At 68.7% G+C, this 23,880-nt stretch carries 22 protein-coding genes and 1 tRNA gene; 15 read left to right on the top strand and 8 right to left on the bottom strand.

What is annotated here, in order from left to right; all coding sequences use genetic code 11:
• Positions 1-34: 34 nt before the first annotated feature.
• The 11 genes from EOD42_RS02285 (at position 35) to EOD42_RS02235 (ending at position 10,999) form a co-directional block, all read left to right on the top strand.
• Complete coding sequence (locus tag EOD42_RS02285; RefSeq protein ID WP_127785513.1) at positions 35-592, top strand: invasion associated locus B family protein; 558 nt, start codon at positions 35-37, stop codon at positions 590-592.
• Positions 589-1,818, top strand: coding sequence for a 23S rRNA (adenine(2503)-C(2))-methyltransferase RlmN (gene rlmN / locus EOD42_RS02280; RefSeq protein WP_127785512.1), 1,230 nt, complete (start codon positions 589-591; stop codon positions 1,816-1,818). Before EOD42_RS02285 ends, rlmN begins: the two co-directional genes overlap by 4 nt.
• A complete protein-coding gene (locus tag EOD42_RS02275; RefSeq protein WP_127785510.1) occupies positions 1,815-2,984 on the top strand; it encodes an MFS transporter in 1,170 nt (389 codons plus the stop codon). Before rlmN ends, EOD42_RS02275 begins: the two co-directional genes overlap by 4 nt.
• Positions 2,985-3,204: 220 nt before the next feature.
• Positions 3,205-6,168, top strand: a complete 2,964-nt coding sequence (locus EOD42_RS02270) for a S8 family serine peptidase (RefSeq protein ID WP_127785508.1) — start codon at positions 3,205-3,207, stop codon at positions 6,166-6,168.
• An 81-nt stretch (positions 6,169-6,249) separates the two neighbouring features.
• Positions 6,250-7,269: a CobW family GTP-binding protein gene (locus EOD42_RS02265; protein ID WP_127785507.1), complete on the top strand. Its 1,020-nt coding sequence runs from the start codon at positions 6,250-6,252 to the stop codon at positions 7,267-7,269.
• Positions 7,266-8,276, top strand: a complete 1,011-nt coding sequence (locus tag EOD42_RS02260; RefSeq protein WP_127785505.1) for a WD40 repeat domain-containing protein — start codon at positions 7,266-7,268, stop codon at positions 8,274-8,276. The genes EOD42_RS02265 and EOD42_RS02260 overlap by 4 nt, the downstream gene beginning before the upstream one ends.
• Positions 8,252-9,109 carry an aldo/keto reductase gene (locus EOD42_RS02255; protein ID WP_127785503.1) on the top strand — a complete coding sequence of 286 codons (858 nt, stop codon included), beginning with the start codon at positions 8,252-8,254 and terminating at the stop codon, positions 9,107-9,109. Before EOD42_RS02260 ends, EOD42_RS02255 begins: the two co-directional genes overlap by 25 nt.
• Positions 9,110-9,198: 89 nt before the next feature.
• The gene (locus tag EOD42_RS02250; protein WP_127785501.1) at positions 9,199-9,621 is read left to right on the top strand and encodes a DUF3775 domain-containing protein; all 423 of its coding nucleotides are present in this window, start codon (positions 9,199-9,201) and stop codon (positions 9,619-9,621) included.
• Positions 9,618-9,983 carry a hypothetical protein gene (locus tag EOD42_RS02245; RefSeq protein ID WP_127785499.1) on the top strand — a complete coding sequence of 122 codons (366 nt, stop codon included), beginning with the start codon at positions 9,618-9,620 and terminating at the stop codon, positions 9,981-9,983. The genes EOD42_RS02250 and EOD42_RS02245 overlap by 4 nt, the downstream gene beginning before the upstream one ends.
• A gap of 5 nt (positions 9,984-9,988) precedes the next feature.
• The gene (locus EOD42_RS02240; RefSeq protein WP_127785497.1) at positions 9,989-10,396 is read left to right on the top strand and encodes a hypothetical protein; all 408 of its coding nucleotides are present in this window, start codon (positions 9,989-9,991) and stop codon (positions 10,394-10,396) included.
• Positions 10,397-10,408: 12 nt separating this feature from the next.
• Complete coding sequence (locus tag EOD42_RS02235) at positions 10,409-10,999, top strand: malonic semialdehyde reductase (RefSeq protein ID WP_127785495.1); 591 nt, start codon at positions 10,409-10,411, stop codon at positions 10,997-10,999.
• 10 nt (positions 11,000-11,009) lie between these two features.
• Here the strand turns inward: EOD42_RS02235 and EOD42_RS02230 are convergent, their stop codons facing one another.
• Genes EOD42_RS02230 through EOD42_RS02220 form a run of 3 tightly spaced genes read right to left on the bottom strand, consistent with a single transcriptional unit; the run spans position 11,010 to position 13,210 of the window.
• On the bottom strand, positions 11,010-11,492 hold the full coding sequence (locus EOD42_RS02230; RefSeq protein WP_127785493.1) for a universal stress protein: 483 nt from the start codon (positions 11,490-11,492) through the stop codon (positions 11,010-11,012).
• On the bottom strand, positions 11,493-12,305 hold the full coding sequence (locus EOD42_RS02225) for a TIGR02186 family protein (protein WP_127785491.1): 813 nt from the start codon (positions 12,303-12,305) through the stop codon (positions 11,493-11,495).
• Complete coding sequence (locus tag EOD42_RS02220; protein ID WP_127785489.1) at positions 12,302-13,210, bottom strand: sulfite exporter TauE/SafE family protein; 909 nt, start codon at positions 13,208-13,210, stop codon at positions 12,302-12,304. Before EOD42_RS02220 ends, EOD42_RS02225 begins: the two co-directional genes overlap by 4 nt.
• 137 nt (positions 13,211-13,347) lie before the next feature.
• Here EOD42_RS02220 and EOD42_RS02215 point away from each other — a divergent pair, with 137 nt between their 5' ends.
• Positions 13,348-14,883 (top strand): bifunctional metallophosphatase/5'-nucleotidase, encoded by a 1,536-nt coding sequence (locus tag EOD42_RS02215; protein WP_127785488.1) that lies wholly within the window; start codon positions 13,348-13,350, stop codon positions 14,881-14,883.
• Positions 14,884-15,033: 150 nt separating this feature from the next.
• Positions 15,034-15,633, top strand: coding sequence for a M23 family metallopeptidase (locus tag EOD42_RS02210; protein ID WP_164867743.1), 600 nt, complete (start codon positions 15,034-15,036; stop codon positions 15,631-15,633).
• A gap of 37 nt (positions 15,634-15,670) precedes the next feature.
• On the opposite strand, the gene EOD42_RS02205 is transcribed toward EOD42_RS02210, so the two are convergent.
• The 5 genes from EOD42_RS02205 to EOD42_RS02185 form a co-directional block, all read right to left on the bottom strand.
• A complete protein-coding gene (locus EOD42_RS02205; RefSeq protein WP_164867742.1) occupies positions 15,671-17,686 on the bottom strand; it encodes a GAF domain-containing protein in 2,016 nt (671 codons plus the stop codon).
• Between the two features lie 113 nt (positions 17,687-17,799).
• Positions 17,800-17,874 (bottom strand) — tRNA-Gly (locus tag EOD42_RS02200).
• Between the two features lie 443 nt (positions 17,875-18,317).
• Positions 18,318-19,103, bottom strand: coding sequence for a Bax inhibitor-1/YccA family protein (locus EOD42_RS02195; protein WP_127785482.1), 786 nt, complete (start codon positions 19,101-19,103; stop codon positions 18,318-18,320).
• A gap of 217 nt (positions 19,104-19,320) precedes the next feature.
• Positions 19,321-21,822, bottom strand: coding sequence for an ABC transporter permease (locus EOD42_RS02190; protein WP_127785480.1), 2,502 nt, complete (start codon positions 21,820-21,822; stop codon positions 19,321-19,323).
• A complete protein-coding gene (locus EOD42_RS02185) occupies positions 21,819-22,535 on the bottom strand; it encodes an ABC transporter ATP-binding protein (RefSeq protein ID WP_127785478.1) in 717 nt (238 codons plus the stop codon). Before EOD42_RS02185 ends, EOD42_RS02190 begins: the two co-directional genes overlap by 4 nt.
• Before the next feature lie 40 nt (positions 22,536-22,575).
• On the opposite strand from EOD42_RS02185, the gene EOD42_RS02180 reads away from it, so the two are divergent.
• Complete coding sequence (locus tag EOD42_RS02180; protein WP_240654785.1) at positions 22,576-23,193, top strand: arylesterase; 618 nt, start codon at positions 22,576-22,578, stop codon at positions 23,191-23,193.
• A 79-nt stretch (positions 23,194-23,272) separates the two neighbouring features.
• The gene (thpR, locus tag EOD42_RS02175) at positions 23,273-23,878 is read left to right on the top strand and encodes an RNA 2',3'-cyclic phosphodiesterase (RefSeq protein ID WP_206020218.1); all 606 of its coding nucleotides are present in this window, start codon (positions 23,273-23,275) and stop codon (positions 23,876-23,878) included.
• Positions 23,879-23,880: the final 2 nt, after the last annotated feature.

Here is a 23,880-nt window from a genome sequence, read left to right as displayed (position 1 = left end):
GTCTGATGGCGCATGCTGGCGTATCCATTCGGGGATGCGTTTCCCGATCCCTGCCGTGACGATGCTGGCCGTCCTGGTCGCGATGCCTGCCGCGCTGCCCGCCTGGGCGCAGAACCGCCCCGCGCAGCCCAGACCACTCGGTACCTATCAGAGCTGGACCGCCGCGACCCACACGGAAAACGGCCAGAAGATCTGCTTCGCCTTCACGCGGGCGACGCGTGCCGAGGGCGTTCCCGGCCGCAATGCCCAGAACGTCACGCTGATGGTCACCCACCGCCCCCAGGGCCGGGACCAGGTGGCCATCCGCAACGGCTACACCCATGGGCGCGGGGCCGAGGCCCGGCTGATCGTCGGCCAGACCGACCTGCCCGCCTATACCAGCCGCGACAGCGCCTTCCTGCGCGACGGTCGCGCGGCGACGACGGCCATGCGCAGCGGCCGCGAGGCCATGCTGCGCGCCCCCGGCCCGAACGGGCGCGGTCAGGCGCAGGACCTGTTCCCGCTTGCCGGTTTCTCGGCGGCCTATGACGCCATCAGCCGCGAATGCCCGGCGTCTCCTGCCCCCGCCCCCGCTGCCCCAGCCCGCAGATGAGCATCGCCGCCCCCCACCCGCAGGGCCACAAGGCCTTTCCCGCTGCACCGCGCCCGCTCTCGCCCGAGGCGCTGCTGAACGAGGAGGAGCGCGGCCGCATCCTGGCGAAATCCGCGCTGTTTGCCCCGCCCGAGGCAACGCTGCCCGACGGCCGCAAGGACCTAGTGGGGCTGTCGCGTGAGGAACTGGCCGCCGAGATGGTGGCCATGGGCGAGAAGGCGTTCCGCGCCAAGCAACTGTGGCACTGGATCTACCACCAGGGTGAGCGCGATTTCTCGCGCATGTCCAACATCGCCCGCCCCTTCCAGCAGAAGCTGGCGGAGCGTTTCGTCATCGGCCGCCCCGATGTGGGGACCGAGCAGACCAGCACCGACGGCACCCGTAAGTGGCTGTTCAAGTTCCGCGACACCCAGCAGGTCGAGACGGTCTACATCCCCGACGACGATCGCGGGTCGGTCTGCATCTCGACCCAGGTGGGCTGCACGCTTTCCTGTTCCTTCTGCCACACCGGCACGCAGAAGCTGGTGCGCAACCTGGGCGCGGCCGAGATCGTCGGCCAGTTCATGGCCGCGCGCGACAGCTACGGCGAATGGCCCACCCCCACCGGCGGCGAGGATGAGGACGGTAGGCGCCTGTCCAACATCGTCGTCATGGGCATGGGCGAGCCGCTGTATAATTACGAGGCCGTCCGCAAGGCCCTGATCATCATCATGGACCATGAGGGCATCGCGCTGTCGCGCCGGCGGATCACGCTGTCGACCTCGGGCGTCGTGCCGGTGATGGACATCTGCGGGCAGGAGTTGGGCGTGAACCTGGCGGTGTCGCTGCACGCCGTGCGCAACGACCTGCGCGACATACTGGTCCCGCTGAACCGCAAATACCCGATCGATGAATTGCTGGCGGCCTGCCGTCGCTATCCCGGCGTGTCGAACGCGCGGCGCATCACCTTCGAATACGTGATGCTGCGGGGCGTGAACGACAGCGCGGCCGAGGCGCGTGAATTGGCCCGGCTGCTCAAGGGCATCCCCGCCAAGGTGAACCTGATCCCGTTCAACCCGTGGCCGGGCAGCGACTATCAGACGAGCCGCCCGGAGCAGATCCGCGAATTCTCGGAGATCCTGCTCGCGGCCGGCATCTCCTGCCCGGTGCGGCGCCCGCGCGGGCGTGACATCCTGGCCGCCTGCGGTCAGCTCAAGACCGAGTCCGAGAGGGCGCGGAGGGCGTGAGCGCAGCGCCCCGGGTCAACATCTGGCTGATCGCGCTGGCGGGCTTTGCCTCCGGCATCGGGATGCGGATGGTGGACCCGTTGCTGCCCATGATCGCGGGCGATTTCGGGGTACAGACCAGCCAGGCCGCCATCCTGATCGCGGCCTTCCAGCTGACCTATGGCGGCAGCCAGCTCGGCACCGGGCTGATCGGGGACCGCTTCGGCAAGTTGCGCCTGGCCGCGATCTCGCTGCTGGCTTTCGGCATCGTCTCCATCCTGGGTGAATTCGCCGGCGGGCTGAATGAGCTGGTGTGGATGCGCATGATCGCGGGCCTCGCTTCGGGCGCGATCATCCCCATGCTGATGGCGCATATCGGCGACACGGTGCCGTATAATGAGCGGCAGGCGGTGCTGGGCCAGTTCCTGATGGGCAATGTCATGGCCCAGCTGCTGGGCGGGCCGATGTCGGGGCTGATCGGCGAGCATTTCGGCTGGCGCGGCACCTTCATCTGCTTCGGCGCCTTCACCGCCTCCATCGGGCTGGTGCTGATGGCGCTGCTCGGGCGGTCCATGCTGGCGCCCATGGGCACGGGCGGGGCCGGGGGCTTCGCGGGCTATGCCCGTCTGCTGAAAAGCCCGTTTGCGCGCCGCCTGATGCTGGCCGCGGCGCTGGACGGCGCGCTGCTGATGGGGGGTGCCTTCCCCTTCATCCCCTCCTTCCTCATTGAGGACTTCCACCTCTCGGCGGCCTGGGCGGGGCTGATCGTGGCCAGCTTCGGGCTGGGGGCCATGATCTACTCGCGCATGGCGCGGCGCCTGGTGGGGCGGCTGGGCGAGTCCAACCTCCTGGTCATGGGCGGGCTCGGCCTGGCGATCTGCCTGTTCATCACGGCGGCTGCCCCGCATTGGGGCGTGATCCTGGTGGCCGAGATCGCCTCGGGCTTCCTGTTCTATTCCTTCCATGGCGTTCTGCAGGCGCGCGGTACCGAGGCGCTGCCCGATTCCCGCGCGACCAGCATGGCGGCCTTCGCCATGTCGCTGTTCCTGGGGCAATCGCTGGGCGCGCTGGTCTTTGCCGGGGTGATGGCGATGGCCGGTTATCGCGCCGCCTTTGCGCTCGCAGGGCTCGGGATGGTTGCGGTGGCGTTCTGGTGCCGCCAGGCGCCGGTGCGCGAAGCCGCCTGACGTAAAAAATACCCGCGCTTTCCGCTCCAGAGGCCGCCAGGCGCGCATTCCTGTTGCGGTAACGGAATGACAGCAGTCATCGAGTTCGACAATCGCTGTCATAGGTTAAGAAATATCCGTTAAGTCTTGCCTAGCGTCACGTCATAGCGAAGATGCCGCCGGTCTTCCGGGCGGCGTTCGAATCCACCCGGCATCAATTTCAGCGTCCGGGACGTTCATCATGGTCAGCACCCCATTCCTGCCGACGGATCCTCTGTATCTGTACGCATGGCACCTCAAGAACGTCGGCGGTGCGGACCAGGGTAACGGCGTGGCGGGGGTGGACATCCGCGCCGAGCAGGCCTGGATGCGCTATACCGGCAAGAATGTGCTGGTCGCCGTGCTGGATGACGGCGTGGAGGCCAGCCACCCGGATCTGGCCGCCAACATGTGGACACGGCCGGGCAGCATCGCCACCCCCAGTGACCCGAACCTGGCAAACGGCCTGCCGGTCAGCAGCGGGCGCGACGCGGCGGGCGACAATCACGGCACCTCGGTCGCCGGCGTCATCGCCGGTGTCGCGAACAACGGCATCGGCGGGGTGGGCGTCGCCCCGGATGCCCAGATCGTCTCCTACCGCATACTGGGCGAGGAGCCGGCCGACACGGACAAGGCCTTCCTGCAGGCCCTGGCGGACGGCGTGCAGGTGCTGAACAACTCCTGGGGTGCCACCGCGGGGATGGTGCTGAACACCGCCGACCTGTTCGCGGCGATTCGGGTGGTGACGGAGGGGCGCGCCGGGCTGGGCGCGGTGATCGTGAAGTCCGCGGGCAATTCGCGCACCATCATGCTCGAGGATCAGCCGGCCCCGGCCGACGCCAACCTCGATATCGTCGCCGCCTCCCATGCCTCGATCGTCGTGGCCGCGCTCGACAACACCGGGGTCATTTCCAGCTACTCGACACCTGGCGCGAATGTCTTCGTCTCGGCCTTCGGCGGCCCGGGCGACAGCGAACTGACGGCCAGGAACAGCATCGTCTCGACCGACCGGGCGGGGCCCGTGAACGGGTATAGCGATGGCGACTACACGGGCTTCAACGGCACCTCCGCCGCCGCGCCGATCGTGTCTGGCGTCGTGGCGCTGATGCTGGAAGCCAATGCGCGGCTCGGCTATCGGGACGTGCAGGAGATCCTGGCCTATACCGCGCGCCAGACCGACTACAATGCGGGCATCGGCGCGGACGCTTCCATGAGCCGCACGCCCTGGCTGACCAACACAGCCACCAACGCGAATGGCGGCGGGCTGAACTTCAGCCGCGACTATGGGTTCGGCATCGTCGATGCCGGGGCGGCGGTGCGCCTGGCCGAAACCTGGACCCTGCAGCGGACCGAGACGAACTACATCACGACTGCGCTGGGGCCGGTCTCCACGCCCTCCGGCACCAGCATCACGGCGGGTGGGCTGCCCGCCGCGCAGACCCTGACGCTGACCTTCAACGCGACGGCGCCGGTCGGGGCCTCCACCGGCTTCCGCATCAATTCCGTCGAGCTGGGGCTTGAGCTGTCCACGCTGAAAGCCGCCGATATCAGCCTGGTTTTGACCTCGCCGGGCGGCACCAGCGTGACGATGCTGCTGGCCAACAGCGGCCTGCTCTATGCGCAGCTGGCCGAGGATGTGGCCGACCCGACGCGGCCGGTCGCCTGGGAAAGCAACGGCTGGCTGTTCTCCTCGCCGGCCTTCTGGGGGGAGAGCGGCGTCGGCGAGTGGCAGCTGGTCATCACCGCCGCCGCCGGCGCGCAGGCCGCCAGCTTCACCGGCGCCGAGCTGAAGCTGCTGGGCGACGGTGCCGCGCAGGATGCGGCGTCGAAGATGCAGGTGTTCACCGATGATTTCGCGCGGCTCGCGGGGCTGGACGCCAGCCGCGCCATCCTGGGCCGCTTCGGTGAAACGGGGCTGAACGCGGCGGGTCTCAGCACCGCCGTCACCATCGACCTGGGCGCGCTGGACGGCAACCAGACCCTGCCTTCCTACATCGGCTCCCAGGCGGTCACCTTCTCTGGCAGCACCATCACCGACGCCTGGGGCGGCGCGGGCAACGACATGCTGATCGGCAGCGGCGCGGCGAACCGCCTGTTCGGCGGCTGGGGCGACGACTACATCCACGGTGGTGCCGGCGACGACGCGCTGGATGGCGGCATCGGGCATGACACGCTGCTGGGCGGCACCGGCGACGATACCCTGACCGGCGGGGAAGGCGACGACCTGCTCATCGGCGGCACCGGGCACGACACGCTGGTCGGCGGCAGCGGCAACGACACCTACGCGCTGGATGACGCCGATACGGTGGTCGAGGCCGCCGATGGCGGCACGGACACCGCCTATGTCGCCTTCAATGACTGGGTGGCCGCAGCCCATGTCGAGATCCTGTACCTCGCCATCCTGGCCACGCGGCTGACCGGCAATGACACCGGCGCCATTCTGGTGGCCAACCCCACCATCGCCAGCACGCTGACGGGGGGCATCGGCCATGATGTGCTGTGGGGCGGCAGCGCGGATGACGTGCTGAACGGCGGGGGTGGTGACGACGTGCTGATCGGCGGTGCGGGGGCCGACACCATGACCGGCGGCACCGGTGACGACACCTATGTCGTCGACGACATCGGCGACCGCGTGATCGAGGAAGCGGGCGGCGGCAATGATACCGCCTTCGTCACCGTCAACGGCTTCACGCTGGGTGCTGGTATCGAGCTGACCTACCTGTACGGCGCGACCAGCATCACCGGCAGCGCCAGCGACGAGGTGATCGTCGCCGACGCCGTGCTGGGCGGCACGTTGCATGGCGGCGGCGGCCAAGACGTGCTCTGGGGCCAGGCCGGCAACGACAACCTGTTCGGTGACGAGGGCAACGACATCCTGCGCGGCGGCGCCGGCGATGACGTGCTGAATGGCGGGGCGGGCAACGACCAGCTGGTGGGCGGCACCGGGGCGGATACCTTCGTGTTCAGCGCCGGCCATGATGAGCTGTTCGACTTCAGCCGGGCCGAAGGCGACCTGATCAGCGTAGGCGCGCGCGGCGTGACGGGCCTGGAGGGCATGTCCATTCAGGTCATCGGCGGGAACACGGTGATCCTCATCGGTGAGGACCGGATGGATGTGTATGGGGTGACGAACCTGGCCGCCCAGGACTTCATGTTCGCCGCGTAGCCGCCCACCCCTGGCCGATCCGGCCTTCGCGCCTCATATTGCCCCTCGAACGAATGCACTCTCTCGTATCGAGGGGCCCCAATGAGCCAGACCAATATCCCTGTGACGGTGCTGACCGGTTATCTCGGCGCCGGCAAGACGACGCTGCTGAACCGCATCCTCTCGGAGGATCACGGCAAGAAGTACGCCGTGGTGATCAACGAGTTCGGTGAACTCGGCGTGGACAACGACCTCGTGGTGGATGCCGACGAGGAAGTGTTCGAGATGAACAACGGCTGCATCTGCTGCACCGTGCGCGGTGACCTGATCCGCATCATCAACGGCCTTGTGAAGCGCAAGGGCCAGCTGGACGGCATCATCGTCGAGACGACGGGCCTCGCGGACCCCGCGCCGGTGGCGCAGACCTTCTTCGCCGACGACGATGTGAAGAAGGCCGCCCATCTGGACAGCATCGTGACCGTGGCGGACGCCAAGAACCTGATCGCGCGGCTGGGTGACAGCAGTGAGGCCGAGGAGCAGATCGCCTTTGCCGACCTGATCATCCTGAACAAGATGGATCTGGTGACGCCGGAGGAGGCCGCCGAGGTCGAGCGCCGCATCCGCGCCATCAACCCTTGGGCCGAGCTGCGCCACAGCGTGAAGTCCGACGTGCCGGTCACGGCCGTGCTGGGCCGCGAGAGCTTCAACCTGGAGAAGGTGCTGGAGCGCGAGCCGGAGTTCCTGAACGGCGAGGACCACCACAGCCACGACAGCGAGGTGATGAGCATCTCTCTGTCCACCGACAAGCCGCTGGACCCGGAGCGTTTCAACGCCTGGATCGGGCAGGTGCTGGCGGTGAAGGGGCAGGACCTGCTGCGCACCAAGGGCATCCTCTCCTACCAGGGTGAGGACCGGGTGTTCGCCTTCCAGGCCGTGCACATGCTGGCCGACGGTGACTTCATCCGCGACTGGAAGGAAGGCGAGCCGCGCGTCAGCCGTATCGTCTTCATTGGCCGCGACCTGAACCGCCCGAAGCTGCGCAAGGGTTTCGAGAGCTGCACGGCCGAGGCCGCGACCGCGGCCTATGAGAGCGAGCTGGCGCGCTGGAGCCCGGAGGCTTGAGCACCACCACGCAACCCGAGTTCCTGATCGACAGCCGCGGCACGACGCGCGAAACCGATGCCTATGTGGTGGGCCTCGGTTTCTGCCGGGCCACCGGTACGTTGGGCGCGGGGCTGGGTGACGGCACGGTGCGGATCGGCACCGACCTCGTCACCCATCAGGCGCATGAAGGCGCGGTCCTGGCCTTCTGCCCGGATGCCAAGGCCGGCTTCCTGACCGGCGGCGACGATGGCCGGCTGGTATCCACCGCCGCCGAGGCGGTGACGCTGGCGAAATACGGTTCCCGCTGGGTGGACCAGGTGGCGGCCCACCCGGACGGGCTGCGTGCGGCCAGCGTGGGCAAGGCCCTGCATCTGCTGGACGGCAAGGGCGAGGCGCTGAAAAGCCTGAACCACCCGTCCTCCGTCGCCGGTATCGCCTTCGATGCCAAGGGCAAGCGCGTGGTGGCCAGCCATTACAATGGTGCCTCCGTCTGGTTCGTGAACGCGAAGGAAGACAAGCCGCGCTTCCTGGAATGGAAGGGCAGCCACGGCCTGGTGCGCTTCAGCCCCGACGGCACTCATGTGGTGACGGCCATGCAGGAGAACGCGCTGCACGGCTGGCGCCTGGCCGATGGCCAGCACATGCGTATGTCCGGCTACCCCACCAAGACGCGCAGCATGGAGTTCACCGCCAAGGGCCGCTGGCTGGCGACGGCGGGTGCCGAATCCATCGTGATGTGGCCCTTCTTCGGCGGCGGGCCGATGGGCAAGCCGCCCACGGAGCTGGCGGGCGGGGACGGCGTGTTCTGCTCGGCGCTCGCGTGCCATCCGCAGCATGAGGTCGTGGCGGCCGGTTTCGATGACGGGCTGGTGCTGATCGCGGAGATCGGTTCGGGCAAGGTGCTGCCCGTGGCGCCGCCCTCGGAATCTCCGGTCTCGGCCATTGCATGGAATGCATCCGGCAACATGTTGGCCTTCGGAACCGAAAAGGGATTGATCGGATGGCTGGACTTCTCGGCGCGGTGAAGCTGCTGGAAACCTCGCGGATGCGGATGCCCTCGATCGGGCTCGGCACCTGGCCCATGAAGGGCGCGGAATGCGAGGCGGCGGTCGAAGGCGCGCTGGGGCTCGGCTATCGCCACCTGGATACGGCCGAGATGTACGGCAATGAGGTGGAGGTGGGGCGCGGCCTCAAGGCCTCCGGCCTCAAGCGTGAGGAGGTGTTCCTCACGACCAAGGGCTGGTGGGACAAGTCCACCGGCCCCGCGCTGCGGGCGGCGGCCGAGGCAAGCCTGGACCGGCTGTCGACCCCTTATCTGGACCTGTACCTGATCCATTGGCCCTCGCCGCAGATGGATCTGCCTGGGCTGCTGGAGGCGCTGGCGAAGCTGCAGCAGGATGGTCTGGCCAAGGCCGTGGGCGTGGCGAACTTCCCCGCCGGGCTGCTGTCGCGCGCGCTGGCGCTCGGCATCGCGCCCATCGCCTGCGACCAGGTGGAACACCACGCGCTGTTGAGCCAGGAGAAGCTGCTGAAGGTCTGCGCCGCGCATGACGTGGTGCTGACCAGCTACACCCCGCTCGGCAAGGGGCGCGTGGGTGAGCATCCGGTGGTGGCCGGCATCGCGGCGCGGCTGGGCGTCATGCCGGGCCAGGTCGCGCTGGCCTATGCGCTGGCCCAGGGGCCGCGCCACGGGGCGCAGGTTTCCGTGATTCCGAAGGCAGCCGGTACCGCCCGGCAGACGGAAAACCTGGGGGCCGCCGGCGTGTTTCTGTCGGAGGCCGACCTGGCCGCCATCGATGCCCTGCCCAAGGACCAGCGGATGGTGAACCCGGACTTCCGGCCAAACTGGAATGACTGAACGTCTTCCAGCCGTCGCCTGAACCCGCTTGCGCGGCTACCCCTCCCCAGGGCATTAGCCGCGCAGGCACACGGAACAAGGAATGCACCATGGCCGACATGGATGACGACGACACCCCCGACCTCGGCGTGCCGCTGGAAGTCGTCGCTACCATCGCGGAGCTGCTGACCGCGCTGGAAGAAGACGACGACGAGGAGCTCGACCTCGACGATGACGAGGACGAGGAGGCCGATGAGGGCGGCGATGACGCTGACGATGAGCTGACGCCCGAACTCGTCGAGGAAATCATCAACGAGCTGACCGAGGACGAGCAGGCGGCCCTGGTGGCGCTGGCCCTGATCGGCCGCGGCGACCATGAGGCCGAGGAGTGGGAGAACGCGGTGAAGGCCGCCGCCGCCCGCAACCGCAAGTCCGATCCCGCCCAGTATCTGCTGGGTCTGGAAGGCGCCGGTGAGCTGCTGGAGGAAGGGCTTTCCGCCTTCGGCATCAGCATCGAGGATATCGAACGGTGAAAGGCTTGAACGGCGGGCGCCCTGGCCCCATCCTGGCGCCCATGCGCGCCCTGCCGTTCCTGCTGATGCTTCTCATGCCCGGGCTGGCCCCGGTGGGTGCATCTGCCCAGGCCTGGCCGAATGACGGCGGGCTCGGGCGTGACAGCTTTCGTGGCGCCGTCGGCGCCTTCGATCGTTTCGCGGCGGACGACAACCCCCGCACCTCGGGCGAGGAAGCCCGGGAAGCGGTGGGCGGCATTCTCGGCGCCGCCCGTGAGTGGGTTGAGCGCCAGACCGACAAGATCGGTGAGCGCGACCGCGACGTCGCGCCTTATTTCAACCTCCGCCGGGACTGGGAAGGCGACCTGATTCGTCGCCGTTGATCGACATGCGTGTTCTGCTTGCCATTCCTGTGGTGCTGCTGGCTGCCTGCAGCGACACCGCGCCGCCGCCCGCCAGCGCCCTGGTCGGCGCGCCGCCACCGCCGCCGTCTCGCTTCGACGGTGTGTGGTCCGGCACCATGACGCGCGTCTATGCCGACCAGCGTGCAAGCTGCGGCCCCGAATCCTTCCCCATGACCATGACGATCGCGCAGGGCCGCGCCCGCGCGGGGCTGCCGGGGCAGGGGCCCGCGGGCGGCACCGTGCTGGCCGACAACACCATGATCCTGCGCGGCAATCTGGACGCGTCGGAGCGCGCCCCGGGCCGCTTCAACGACAACACCTTCTCCGCCCGCTACCAGACGCGTATCTGCGCCTGGGAAATGCGGCTGACCCGTAGCGGCGCGCCCGGCTGATCAAGGATCACGATGACCGAAGCCCTTTCCTCCGAAGCGCTGGACCAGCTGTTCCGCACCGCGCGCACCCAGAACAAGTGGCAGGACAAGCCTGTCAGCGATGAGCAGATCCAGGAGCTGTATGAGCTTCTGAAATGGGGCCCGACCAGCGCCAACAGCAGCCCCGCGCGCTTCGTGTTCATCCGCACGCCGGAAGCCAAGGCCAAGCTGAAGCAGGCCCTGTCCGCCGGCAACATCGAGAAGACGATGACGGCCCCCGTGACCGTGATCGTCGCCCATGACCCCAAATTCTACGACCAGCTGCCGGGGCTGTTCCCGCATGTGGATGCCAAGCCCTGGTTCAGCGGCAACTACACGCTGGCCGAGCAGACCGCCTTCCGCAACGGCAGCCTGCAAGGCGCCTATCTGATGTTGGCGGCCCGCGCCATGGGCCTGGATGTGGGCGCCATGAGCGGCTTCGATTCGGCGAAGGTCGAGGAGGTTTTCCTCTCCGAGACCGGCTGGAAGGCGAATTTCCTGGTGAACCTGGGCTATGGCGACGCCGAGGGCGTGCAGGAGCGCCTGCCGCGCCTCGGCTTCTACGAAGCCTGCCAGATGGTCTGAGGCCGGCGGGTCAGGTGACCCGCTGAAGGTCTTCCGGCGTCATGCCCGGCGGCACGATGGTCATCGGCACCTTGAGCCGGTTGGCGTGCCGCCCCGTCAAGGCAGAGATCAGTGGGCCCGGCCCGCTGCCGCCGCTGGCAGCCGCCAGCACCAGGATCGACATGCGTGGATCCTCGCCCAGCAGCTTCAACAGTTCCTCGCGCGCATCGCCCTCGCGGATCAGGATGATCGGCAGGCCGCCGGTGATCTCATTCACCTGGGCCGCCAGGCCGTTCATCAGCTGTTCCGCCTCGGCCCGGCGTTCCTCGGCCATCAGCGCGCCGATGCCGGCCCATTCGGTCTGCCCTGCCGGTTCCAGCACGCGCAGCAGCGCGACATGGCCGCCCGAATGCTTCACGCGCAGGCAGGCGTATTGCAGCGCCACCGCGCGCTCTGGGCTGTCATCCACCACCACCAGGAAGACGCGATTCCTGCGGGCCTCGTTTTCGGGCACTCAACCTCTCCGGAACAACACGCTGCCGAGCCAGCCGGCGACGGCCGCCAGCAGCACGCACATCACACCGTAGAGCAAGGGGCGCTCTCGCGAAACATCCGCGATGGTGGCGGCCGTGCCGACGCGCTCGACGGCGAAGGCGAGTTCCTGATGCGCGATGACCTGCTGGTTCCGCACCAGCATCACCTCCACCCCATAGCGCCCGGCGGGAACCGTGGCCGGCAGCGGCAGGCGCACATAGAACAGGCGGTTGCCCTCCACGCGCACGGGCGCGCTGTCCTCGAGCCAGAGCTGCTGCTCGCGATGCAGTTCCTCCAGGGCCTCTCGGAAGTTGCCGCTGCTGGCGCCGCTGCGCTGGAACTCCAGCGCATCCAGCCCGATGCCGTAGCGCCTGCGTAGATCCTCCGGCAGCACGTGCCAGGCAGGCATGGTCCCGGCCACGCCGTAGAAGCCGGGCACGTTCTCGAACCGCGTCGACGGTCCGTTGAACCACATGCCCAGCACACGCACCTTCCGGCGCACCGTCACGGCATCGGTCGGGCCGCGCACCACCACCACGATGTCCCCGCCATCCAGGCCGAGCGGCACCGCAGAGGTGCCGAAGACGAAGATCGAGGAGCCGGAGAAGGTGGTCGAGATCTCGGCCGAGGCTTGGCTGAGATGGGCGATCAGGGGTGATTCCGGAGCGGCGGCGGGGCGCGCGGCGGCCAGGGGCGGGTCGAGCGGCAGCACCACCCGAGGCTCGCCCGGCGGCGTCTGGGCGGCGACCGGCAGCGCCCAGAACAGCATGAGGGCGAGAAGCAGCCGCCTCATTTGTCGAAGCTGAGGCTGAACAGGCGGTCCGGTGCCTCGACCAGGCCCCAGCCCAGCAGAAGGGCCACGGCGAGCACGAGCAGGCCCAGCAGGAAGCGGGTTTCCTCGCCCCGCAGGCGCCCGCCCAGCGCCGCGCCGAACTGCGCGCCCACCACGCCGCCGATCAGCAGCAGCAGCGTCAGCACGATGTCCACCGACCCCATCTGCACCGAGGCCAGGACCGTGACGCCGGCCGTGACGCACACGATCTGGAACAGGGAGGTGCCGATGACCACCGAGGTCGGCATGCCGATCAGGTAGATCATGGCCGGGACCAGCATGAAGCCGCCGCCCACGCCCATCACGGCCGAAAGCAGGCCGATGACGACACCGACCAGCGCCGGCGGAATGACCGAGATGAACAGGCGCGACTTGCGGAAGCGCAGCTTCAGCGGCAGGCCGTGCATCCAGAAATGCTGGTGCAGGCGGCGCGGCACGCTGGCACGGCGGCGCAGGATGGCGCGCACGCTTTCCATCACCATCAGGCTGCCCAGGCTGCCCAGCACCACGATGTAGAAGATGGCGACGACCGCATCGACCAGGCCCAGCGTGCGCAGCCAGGCGAAGAACTGGGTGCCGATGGCGCTGCCGATCAGGCCGCCCACCACCAGCACGATGCCCATCACCCAGTCGACATTGCCGCGCCGCCATTGGGCGATCAGGCCAGAGACGGAGGCACCCAGCACCTGGTTGGCGCCCGAGGCCACGGCGACCGGCGCGGGCACGCCCAGAAGCAGCAGGGAAGGGGTGAGGAGGAAGCCGCCGCCGACGCCGAACAGCCCCGACAGCCAGCCCACGCCGAAGCCGATGCCCATCAGAAGAAAGGCATTCACGCTCATTTCGGCGATGGGCAGATAGACCTGCATCGCTAACCGGCTCCGGCACACTCGGGTGGTTTGTTATGCGCCCATCATTGCGGCGCGATAAGGGCAGCGGGTGCCGAAAATTCATATGGGATACCGGAAGACTTGCACGGGCGGGGCGGCTTGCGCTTGATGCAGGCATGGTTTCGTTCAACGTCGCGCGTCGCGCTGCCCTGGGGCTGCTGGCCTCTCCCTTCCTGGCGCCTGCGCGGGCCGAGGCGGCGCATCGCCTCAGCCTGCTGCACATGAACGACTTCCACAGCCGGCATGAGCCGATCAGCGCCAGCAGCACGGCCTGTGTCGAGGGCCGGCCCTGCTACGGCGGCGCGGCCAGGCTGGCCACCGCCATCCGCCAGGGGCGGGAGGCCGCGACGGCCGAAGGCCGCGCACCCATCCTGCTCGACGCCGGCGACCAGTTCATGGGCAGCCTGTTCTACACGCGCTACCGCGGCGAGGCCGAGGCGAGGGTGCAGGCCCTGCTGCGCCCCGCCGCCATGACCACGGGCAACCACGAATTCGACAACGGGCCCGAAACCCTGGCGCGCTATGTCGATCGGGTCAGCCACCCGGTGCTGGCCGCGAATATCGACGCCAGCACCGAACCCGCGCTGGCCGGCAAGCTGCGCGCCGGCATCACGACCATGCTGGGCGGGATGCGGCTGGTGGTGGTGGGGCTGGCCACGCCCGAGACACCGGGCCTCTCCTCTCCGGGGCCCAACCTGCACTTCCTGGACCCGGCCGAGACCATGGACCGCGCGGTGTTCGAGGCCCGCCGGCAAGGGCCCTGCGTGGTGGTCGCGCTCAGCCATCTGGGCCTGACCAACGACCGCCGCCTGGCGGATGACGTGCAGGGCATCGACGTCATCATCGGCGGGCACAGCCACTCCCTGCTGGCGAACGGGCTGGCGGGGGCGGAAGGGCCTTACCCCGTCGAGCAGCACGGCGCGCGTATCCTCCAGGCCGGTTGCCATGGGCGGTATCTGGGCCGGCTGGACCTGGACGTGGCGGCCGACGGCAGCATCGCGGCGACGCATGGCGTGATGCGCGAACTGACGAGCGATATTCCGCAGGACCCGCAGGTGGCCGCGCTGGTGGCCGAACTGGCGGCACCGCTGGAGGAATGGCGCCGCCGCCCCGTGGCACGGCTGCCCGGTGAGCTTTCGCTGGCGCGCTGCCGCCTGGAGGCCTGCGAACTGGGCATCCTGACCGCGGAGGCGGTCCGCCAGGCCGTGCCTCATGCGCAGATCGGCTGGATGAACGGCGGCGGCATGCGCGCGGGCCTGCCGGGCGGCACCGTCACCTGGGGCGATGTGCTGACCATGCTGCCGTTCCAGAACACGGTCGCGCGCATGGTGCTGCGCGGGCATGTGGTGAAGGACGCGCTGGAATCCGGCCTATCACGCCTGCCCGACCCCGACGGGCGTTTTCCGCAGGTGTCCGGTCTGCGCTATCGGCTGGTGGCCGAGGCGCCAATCGGCCAGCGCGCCCAGGAGGTGGAAGTGCGCGAGGACGGGCGGTGGCGGCCGCTGGAGATGGAGCGCGCCTATGTGGTCGCGACCAATGACTTCAGCCGCAAGGGTGGCGACGGCTACACCATGTTCCGCGACCAGGCGCTGGAGGCCTATGACCAGGGCCCCGCGGTAGAAGACGCGATGGTGGAGCAATTGGGGCGGTAATTCGCCGTGGCGGCTAAACGCGTTCCTGTTCCTCTATCGGAACGGAATTGTCTTGCTCGCGGCTTCGTGAAGTAGGCATGCTGGAATGGCATACGGGAAGGCTGGCCGATGCCGCTCAGTCCGATCACGGCTTATGTCCTGGAGGGCTTCGTGAAGAAGCTGATCAGCTTCAGCGAGGCCGCATTCTTCATGCCCGTCGCCAAGCCCATTCTGCGTGAGGATGATATCGTCTTCGACAAGGCCCATCCGAAATCGGCCGGGCAGCTTGCCTCCTGGAAAGGTGCGACTTTCGGCATGGTCCGCGCTGGAGGCACCCGAGCGCATCAGGGCTGGGATTTCTTCGCGATGAGCGGCACGCCTTGTTACGCAGTCTCCGGCGGCATCGTGACGAAGGTTTATGAGTCAACCGACTACGGGAATGTACTGGTCATCAGATTGCTGGGACTGAAGCAGTATTCCGGCGAGATCTACGCGGCCTATGCGCATCTGTCGAATGTCTGCGTGGGAACAGGAGACTTCGTGCGTGGAGGGCAGGAGGTGGCGGAAACGGGATTAAGCGGCAATGCCGGCAAGTATCCCCGCTACCCGCATCTGCACTTCGAGTTCCGTACGACTCCCCGCCCTGGGAAGGGTTTGGGCGGGCGCGTTGATCCGGCCACCATCTTCGGTGACCCCCAGAGCTTTCGCCCGAGCCGCTTTATCGGGGATGCGGTGCCGGAAAACATCGCCCGTGCCGCCGGCACCGGCTGAGCATCTTCGCCAAGGCGCCAATAGCAGTAGGCGCCGATCAGGGCTCGGTCAGCTCGTTCAGCGGGGAGTCGAAGCGGGCCGACAGCCCTTCCGGCGCATATTCCAGGCTGACGCCGCCATTGCCGACCAGACCCATCTGAATGAGCGCGGAGCCGAAGCCCTCCTGGGCCGGCGGCTGGGTCGGCGGCCCGTTGCGTTCCCGCCAGGAGAGACGGAAGCGCTCGCCTTCGATCGCCCATTCCAGCGCGACCGTCCCGTGACGGGTCGACAGCGCGCCGTGCTTGATGGCGTTGGTGCTCAGTTCGTGCAGCAGCATCGTCATCGACATGGCGGCGCGCGGCGCCAGCGTGACGGCCGGGCCCTTGAGCGTGACGCGCCCCTGCAGGCTCAGCGCGCGCAGCATGCGGCGCACGACATCCAGGATGCAGGCGCCCTGCCAGCTTTGCTGCAGCAATTCATCATGGGCACCGCCGAGTGCGACCAGGCGCTTCTCCAGCGCCTCCACCTGGGTGCGGGGTTCCACCGTGGCCAGCGTCTGCCGCACCAGGGCCTGCACCATGGCAAGCGTGTTCTTCAGCCGGTGGCTGAGTTCCTGGTTCAGCACGCGGCGGGCCGCGTCGCCGCGCAGCCGAGCGATGGTGGTGTGGATGCGCTCGGCCACGCCGCGCGCGAAGCCGATTTCCTCGCCCGTCCAGTCGCGTGGCGCGGAATCATGCACGAACAGGATTCCCACCAGCTCCCCACGCAGGCTGACGGGCACGTTCAGCTTGGAACGGATGCCGAAGCGCCGGTAGCGGGCGAGCTTGTCGGCAAGAAACTCCTCCTCCTCCACATCCGGCACGGTCAGCACCTCGCCGGCACGCATGCGGGCCAGACGGTCGGCGATGACCTCCAGCGCGGGTTCACCATGCATGCCGGGGTGGCCGGGCGCGTTCCAGTCGTGGTGGATGATGAAGGCGCCGCCGACCAGATCAGCCTCGGCATAGCCGGCGCGGGCGGCACCCAGCGTGGTGCCCAAAGCCTCACCGGCGGCGGCCAGCACTTCGGTTTCGGTCTCGGCCTGGTGCAGGGCGTCGCCCAGCCGCACCAGCGCGCGCAGGCGCAACTCGGCCAGCTTGCGTTCCGTGATATCCTGCACGGCGCCGAACATCCGAACGGGCCGCCCTGAGCCGTCGCGGGTGAATTCGGCCCGGCGTGAAATCCAGCGCAGGGCGCCGTCATCGGGGCGGCGGATGCGGTATTCCGTGTCCAGACTTGCGCTGCCGTCGGCGCGGGTGTGGGTGCTGGAACGGTCCCCGGTGTGCTGGGGCAGCACGATGGGTTCGATCCGCGCGGCGCTCCAGCCGCGGCCGGGCTCAATGCCGAAGATGCGGCAGAACTCGTCCGACACGATCATCGCGCCGGTCGCCACTTCCATCTCGAAGGTGCCGATGCGCCCGGCCTCCTGGGCCAGGCGGGCGCGGGCCACATCCTCGCGCAGGGTGTGGCTGTCGCGCGCGCGGGCCAGGGAGGCAGCGCCGAGGCGCCGGGCTTCCTCGAAGCGCCAGCTGCTTTCGTGCATGCGCCGCCGCATGTCGATCAGCGACATGGCCTGGTCCGCCAGAAGGCGCAGCATGCGGGCCTGTTCGTCCGACAGGCCCTGCGGCCGCGGTGTGGTGTCGATGACGCAGAGCATGCCCAGCGCGTGGCCGCCCGCGGTGCGCAGCGGCGCGCCGGCGTAGAACCGCATATGCGGTTCCTCCGTCACCAACGTATTGGTGGCAGTGCGCGGGTCCTGCGTCAGGTCGGTGATGATCAGCAGGTCGTCCTGCCGCAGCCCGTGGGTGCAGACGGACTGCGCGATGGGCGTCTCGGGCACCATGATGCCCAGCTTGGCCTTGAACCACTGCCGGTCATGCTCGACCAGGCTGACGAGGGAGATCGGGGCCAGGCACAGGGCGGCTGCCAGCTCGACGATCGCGTCGAAGGCCGGGTCGGGTGCGCTGTCGAGAATGTCGTAGGAGAGAAGTTCGGCAAGACGCGCCTCTTCGTCGTCCTGGGAGTCCTTGGGCATGAAGGGCATGTCTACCGGCTGAAAGACGGAGACGTACGCTCCGCAGCATGACAATGCGCGAGCGAGCGTCAGGTTGCGAGGAAAATCAGAAGTTTCTGGGCCGGGAAGGGCGGTGGAGCGGGCGATGGGAATCGAACCCACGACATTCAGCTTGGGAAGCTGACGTTCTACCTCTGAACTACGCCCGCGCGGGAAGCCGTGTCCGCCTTCCCGCCGGTTGTGGCACGGGTTTCCCGAGGCGGCAAGACCGCGCCGGGCTGCGGCTGCGGGGGCTGGGCGCGGAACAAGGCCTGATCCGTGGCATCGGCACTTCCTCCTGATCCGGGGAGTAAGACAATGGCGCGGGAGGGCAGGTCAACGATGTCCGATCCCGCGGACGGACCGCTGATGGTGGGGCGGTAATATGGGCGCTCATCATATGCCGAGGTCATCTTCCTCGGGGTGCCGGCTTCACGAACCGTCTGCTTCGGTCATCGGGCCGCGCATCCCGTGATCGTCGTCATGAAGAAGGATGACCATCCGTGACCTTTGGCCCGCGCGGGCTTGAGCGCATTTAAGGTGCCCGGAAATAGAAAAGCCCCGGAGAAGCTTTCGCCTCTCCGGGGCCGGTATGCCGCGCCGGCGCCAGGGATCAGTCCTGGTTGCGGACGCCCATGAACTGCAGCATCAGCTGGAACAGGTTCACGAAGTTCAGGTACAGGCCCAGCGCGTCCATGACGGAACGCTTCGCGGCCTCATCCGTGCCCTCGGCGTAGCTGTACTCGACGTAGTCGGCCTTGATGCGCTGCGTGTCGTAGGCGGTCAGGCCACAGAACACGACCACGCCGATGATCGACACGGCGAAGGCGAGCGCGGGGCTGGCCAGCCAGATGTTGATCAGCGTGGCGATGATGATGCCGAACAGGCCCATCATCATGATGCTGCCCATGCGGGTCAGGTCCGACTTGGTGGTGTAGCCCCACAGGCTCATCGCCGCGAACATGCCGGAGGTGGCGAAGAAGGTGCTTGCCACGCTGGTCTTCGTGTAGACCACGAAGATGTTGGACATGCTGGCGCCCATGGCGGCCGCGAACAGCCAGAACAGCGCCTGCGCCGTCGTCTTGTTCATGCGGTTGATGCCGAAGCTCAGCACCAGCACGAAGGCGAGCGGCGCGAAGACGGCGGCCCAGCCCAGGATGGTCGGCGCCACGCCGATGCCGCGCGGGGTGCGCACCACGGTGTAGAACAGCTGGGCGACCTCGGGGATGGAGGCGATCGCGTAGGCAACGATGGCGGTCAGCAGCAGGCCGCTGGCCATCCAGTTGTATACGCGCAGCATATAGCTCCGCAGCCCGGCGTCGATGCTGGCTGCGTCGGCGGCGGAGGCGCGGCCCCAGCCAGGAGCGGCGCCGTAGCGGTAGTCGGGTTGAAGAGCCATGGCTCTCGATCTTCCTTATCCAGACGGGGATTCAGCCCCGGTTCAGGTCCATTATATGGAGAACCTGTAATGAGAATCAACGCCGATTAATCGCGATGCATCGAAGCGCCGCTGTAAGCCAGACCCAGATGCGCGTTTTGCCGCTTGTTCTCAAGCGTCGCGGTCGGATTTCCCGCTGAGGTTGAGCCGGAAATCCTACGGCCTGATGAGATGCTGCTCATTCGTTGCGCAGCAGAGGCGCCGGTTTGACCCGCAACGCCAGCGCGGTCCCGGCATAGCCGAAGGCGAGGGTGAGGCCGAGGCACAGCAGCACGGTGGTGCCGAGCACGCCGGGCAGGAACACCCAGTCCTGCCGCATCACGAAACGCACCACCCCCCAGGCGGCGGCGGTGCCGGCCAGTGCGGCCAGCAACCCGGCCACGACGCCCAGCACCCCGAACTCCACCAGGAAGGCATGGCGGATCTGGGCGCGGGTGGCGCCCACGGTCTTGAGCACCACGGCCTCTCGCACGCGGCGGCGTTGGCCGGCCGCGACCGCGCCGCCCAGCACCAGCATGCCGGCCAGCAGCGTGACGCTGCCCACCGCCGTCAACGCGCCGCCCAGACGGCCCAGCAGGCCGGCCACCGCCTCCAGCGCATCACGCACGCGCACGCCCGAGACATTGGGCAGGGCGTCCGTCACGGTCCGCAGCAGGGAGACATCGCGCGCCGGATCGTTGCGGACGGTGGCGATGTGGGTGTGGGGGGCTGCCTCCAGCAGCCCCGGCGAGGCGACCATGGTGAAGTTCAGGCCCAGCCCCCGCCAATCCACCTGGCGCAGGTTCGCGACCTGCAGCGTCACGTCGCGGCCCAGCACATTCACCACCACGGTGCCGCCCACGCCCAGGCCCCAGCCCCGCGCCACCACCGCATCGAAGGAGACGAGCGGCGTGCCGCGATAGTCGGGCGCCCACCATTCGCCCTCCACCAGGCGGGTATTGGCCGGCATGGGGCCGGTATAGGTCAGGCCCCGGTCGCCGTTCAGCGCCCAGGCGGTCTCGGGCGTGGCGCGCACCTGGTCGGCCGGCACGCCGTTCACCGAGACGATGCGCGCGCGCAGGGAGGGCACCCGGCGGATCTCGGTCACGCTCGGCTCGCGGCGGACCAGCCCTTCGAACTGCTCCACCTGGCTGGGCTGGATGTCGATGAAGAAGAAGTTGGGGGCGGCGGCCGGCATCTCGTCGGAAATGGCGGCGCGCAGATTGCCCTGGATCTGCCCGATGGCGGCCAGGGTGGTCAGCCCGATGCCCAGCGCGATGACCATGATGGGCGTGGGCGCGCCGGGCCGATGCAGGTTCGCGAGGCCCATGCGCCAGGCGGCGGTGCGCGGCCGGGGCAGGGCGGTGACACCCCGCATCAGCGCCCAGCCGCTGGCCCTGAACAGCGCCAGCGCGGCGGCGGCGCCCAGGCAGAACCACAGGGCGAAGGCCCGTTGCTCCGCGGTGGCGACCACCAGCCAGACCAGGGCGGCCACCAGCGCCAGGTTCAGCGCCACCAGCCACCAGCGCGGCCAGCCCTTGGCCTCCAGGCTCGCGCCCTCACGGAACAGGGCCGCACCCGGCACTTCCCGCGCGCGCCCGAGCGGCCACAGCGAGAAGGTGAGCGCCGTCAGCAACCCGTAGAGCGAGGCGAGCAGCAGCGGCTCCGGATAGGGCCGCAGAGAGGGCGGCACCGGCAGCACGCCGGACAGCGCCCAGGCGGCCAGCGCCGTCAGCCCCCAGCCGGCGACCAGCCCGATCACGATGCCCAGCACCGCGAGCGCCAGCATCTGCCACAGATAGGTGGCGAAGATCAGCCCGGCGGGGGCGCCCATGCAGCGCAGGGTGGCGATGGTGCGTGCCCGGCTGTCGAGCCAGGCGCGCACCCCGGTGGCGACCCCAATGCCGCCCACCAGCAGGGCCGTCAGCCCGGCCAGCGTCAGGAAGCTGGCGGCGCGGTCCAGGAAGCGGTTCACGCCCGGCTCCGCCTGGCTGGCCAGGCGCAGGCGCCATGGCGCACCGGGGAAGGCCGCGCGCAGGTCACGGGTGAAGGCGGCGGCATCGGCGCCCGGCGGCAGGCGGAAGCGGATCTCGTGGTTGATCAGGCTGCCGGGCTGGGCCAGGCCGCTGGCCGGCAGATCGGCCAGCGACATCATGGCGCGCGGGCCGAAAATGGTGGGGGAGGCGACCTTGTCCGGTTCCTCGGCGATCACGGCGGCCAGGCGCAGCCGGGCCTCGCCCACGCGCATTTCCTGGCCCAGCTGCAGGCCCAGGCGCTCCATCACGGCCGGTTCCACGGCCAGCGTGCCCGGGGCGATATTGCCTGCCGGCTCCAGCGCCAGCGCGCCATAGAGCGGATAGGCGTCATCCACCAGTTTCAGCTCGACCAGCGTGCGCTCGCCCGAGGGCGCGATGAGCATCGCGCGCGTCATCAGCACATGAGAAGGCCGGGCGCCCCGTGCCGTGGCCCAGGCGATCACATCCTGGGGCACCGGCTGGTAGCCGCCGCGGATCTCGAAATCGCCGCCCAGGATGCGGGCGCCATCGGCCTGCATGCCGGCCTGGATGCCGGCGCGAAGCGACCCTACGGCGGCGATGGCGGCCACGCCCAGCGCCAGGCAGGCCAGCACCACCCGCAGGCCGCGCGTGCCGCCGCGCAGTTCCCGCCCCGCGAGCTTCAGGCCCAGAAGCCAGTTCTTCATGCGGGCAGCACCGCCTGCTCGGTCAGGATGCCGTCTTGCATGTGGAACTGCCGGTCGCAGCGCGCGGCCAGGGCCGGGTCATGCGTGATCAGCACCAGGGTGGTGCCGTGGCGCTCCCGCAGGCCGAACAGCAGTTCCATGACATGCTGGCCGGTGGCGCGGTCCAGATTGCCGGTGGGCTCGTCGGCCAGGATCAGGCTGGGCGTGGCGACGAAGGCGCGGGCAACGGCCACGCGCTGCTGCTCGCCGCCCGAGAGCTGGCCCGGGTAATGATGCACCCGATGGCCCAGGCCCACGGAGGTCAAGGCGGCCTCGGCCTTGGCGAAGGCGCCGTCGTCGCCCGCGAATTCCAGCGGCATCGCGACGTTCTCCAGCGCGGTCATGGTCGGCACCAGGTGAAAGGACTGGAAGACGATGCCCACTTCCTCACGCCGGAAGCGGGCCAGCGCATCCTCATCCATGCCGGCCAGGGCGTGGCCCGCCACGGACAGCGTGCCGCCGCTCGGCTTGTCGAGCCCGGCCAGAAGCATCAGCAGGGACGTCTTGCCGGAGCCGGAGGGGCCCACGATGCCCACAACCTCACCGCGTCCGACCTGCATGCCGACACCTTTCAAGATGTTGACGCGGCCGGCCGGGCCCGCCACCTCAAAGGTCAGGTCATGCGCCTGGATGACCGGAGCCACGGCGGAAGGGTCGGATTGCACGATGTCCATGAGGACAGGATATGGGCGGCGCGTTGCGCTGCAAAAGGTCGTGATCGGTTTCTCTGTGTTTCCGCTGGCGGTTTCCGCCCAAGGGACAGGCCAGGAGCCCGTCAGGCTGCTGGCATTGGGTGACAGCCTGACCGCCGGCTATGGCCTGCCTCCCGGCCAGGGCTTCGTGCCGCGGCTGCAGGCCGCGCTGGCCGCCAAGGGCCGCCAGGTGAGGGTGCTGGACGGCGGCGTGTCGGGCGATACGAGCGCGGGCGGGCTCGCGCGGGTCGAATGGTCGCTGGCCGAGAACCCGCAGGCCGTGATCCTGGAACTGGGCGCGAATGACGGGCTGCGGGGGCTGCCGCCGGCCTCCACGCGGCAGAACCTGGCCGGCATCCTGTACAAGCTGGCCGCCCGCAACCTGCCGGTGCTGCTGGCCGGCATGCTGGCCCCGCCGAACCTCGGCGCCGATTACGGCCGTGAATTCAACGCGATCTATCCGGAGCTGGCCGCCGCCCGACCGGGCACGATGCTGTATCCGTTCTTTCTGGAAGGCGTCGCGGGCAATCCGGCGCTGAACCAGGCCGACGGCATTCACCCCAACCAGCAGGGGGTGGGGATCGTTGTGGATGGCATATTGCCCCATGTGGAGCGGCTGCTGGACCGGGTGGCGCGGTAGGACCACTCAATAACTTTGCTTGAACCCTTCCCACCCTGCACCGCACAATCGGGCTGCGAATCGGGTTAAGGAGGCTGCCATGCCACTGCGACTGTTCGTCGCCCTCTCCCTACCGGATCAGCTCCGTGAGGAACTGTCCGCCATCGCCACGGGCATCTCGGGCGCGAAGTGGATCCGCCCCGCCAACTACCACCTGACACTGCGCTTCATCGGCGAGGTCCAGAACTGGCAGGCCGAGGAGATCGACGAGGCGCTGGCCGGCATCCGTGCCCGGGGTTTCGAGCTTTCCCTGCATGGCCTGGGCCTGTTCGAGCGGCTGGGCCGGCCGAGCACCCTGTGGGTGGGGGCCGAACGCAATGACAGCCTGACCCATCTGCAGAACAAGATAGAGACGGCGCTGCGCCGCGCGGGCCTTTCGGCCGAGCGCAGGCGCTTTGCCCCGCACGTCTCGCTGGCAAGGGTGGAGCAGGCCGACCCCGGCAAGGTCGTCTCCTATCTGCAGACGCACAACCTGTTCCGCGCCCGGCCGGTGGAGGTGGAGAGCTTCACGCTGTTCTCCTCGCTGCTGGGCAAGGAATGCGCGACCTATGTGCCCGAGGTCGACTATGAGTTGGCGCAGCGGAGGGAGCTTCCCGAACGGCCCGCCCGGCTGATCCCGCCGCATCCATACGCCTTCGCCGGTTGAGC

It is taken from the genome of Rhodovarius crocodyli (genome assembly GCF_004005855.1).
In the GTDB taxonomy this organism is placed as follows: Bacteria; Pseudomonadota; Alphaproteobacteria; order Acetobacterales; family Acetobacteraceae; genus Rhodovarius; species Rhodovarius crocodyli.
This window is presented reverse-complemented; position numbering and strand designations above follow the sequence as displayed.

Coding starts and splice junctions, on each gene's coding strand:
- EOD42_RS02185 (WP_127785478.1), bottom strand. CDS start 22,535: ATGGACATCGTGCAATCCGACCCTTCCGCCGTGGCTCCGGTCATCCAG.
- EOD42_RS02265 (WP_127785507.1), top strand. CDS start 6,250: ATGAGCCAGACCAATATCCCTGTGACGGTGCTGACCGGTTATCTCGGC.
- EOD42_RS02215 (WP_127785488.1), top strand. CDS start 13,348: ATGGTTTCGTTCAACGTCGCGCGTCGCGCTGCCCTGGGGCTGCTGGCC.
- rlmN (WP_127785512.1), top strand. CDS start 589: ATGAGCATCGCCGCCCCCCACCCGCAGGGCCACAAGGCCTTTCCCGCT.
- EOD42_RS02285 (WP_127785513.1), top strand. CDS start 35: ATGCGTTTCCCGATCCCTGCCGTGACGATGCTGGCCGTCCTGGTCGCG.
- EOD42_RS02225 (WP_127785491.1), bottom strand. CDS start 12,305: ATGAGGCGGCTGCTTCTCGCCCTCATGCTGTTCTGGGCGCTGCCGGTC.
- EOD42_RS02235 (WP_127785495.1), top strand. CDS start 10,409: ATGACCGAAGCCCTTTCCTCCGAAGCGCTGGACCAGCTGTTCCGCACC.
- EOD42_RS02240 (WP_127785497.1), top strand. CDS start 9,989: ATGCGTGTTCTGCTTGCCATTCCTGTGGTGCTGCTGGCTGCCTGCAGC.
- thpR (WP_206020218.1), top strand. CDS start 23,273: ATGCCACTGCGACTGTTCGTCGCCCTCTCCCTACCGGATCAGCTCCGT.
- EOD42_RS02190 (WP_127785480.1), bottom strand. CDS start 21,822: ATGAAGAACTGGCTTCTGGGCCTGAAGCTCGCGGGGCGGGAACTGCGC.
- EOD42_RS02255 (WP_127785503.1), top strand. CDS start 8,252: ATGGCTGGACTTCTCGGCGCGGTGAAGCTGCTGGAAACCTCGCGGATG.
- EOD42_RS02205 (WP_164867742.1), bottom strand. CDS start 17,686: ATGCCCAAGGACTCCCAGGACGACGAAGAGGCGCGTCTTGCCGAACTT.
- EOD42_RS02250 (WP_127785501.1), top strand. CDS start 9,199: ATGGCCGACATGGATGACGACGACACCCCCGACCTCGGCGTGCCGCTG.
- EOD42_RS02220 (WP_127785489.1), bottom strand. CDS start 13,210: ATGCAGGTCTATCTGCCCATCGCCGAAATGAGCGTGAATGCCTTTCTT.
- EOD42_RS02270 (WP_127785508.1), top strand. CDS start 3,205: ATGGTCAGCACCCCATTCCTGCCGACGGATCCTCTGTATCTGTACGCA.
- EOD42_RS02195 (WP_127785482.1), bottom strand. CDS start 19,103: ATGGCTCTTCAACCCGACTACCGCTACGGCGCCGCTCCTGGCTGGGGC.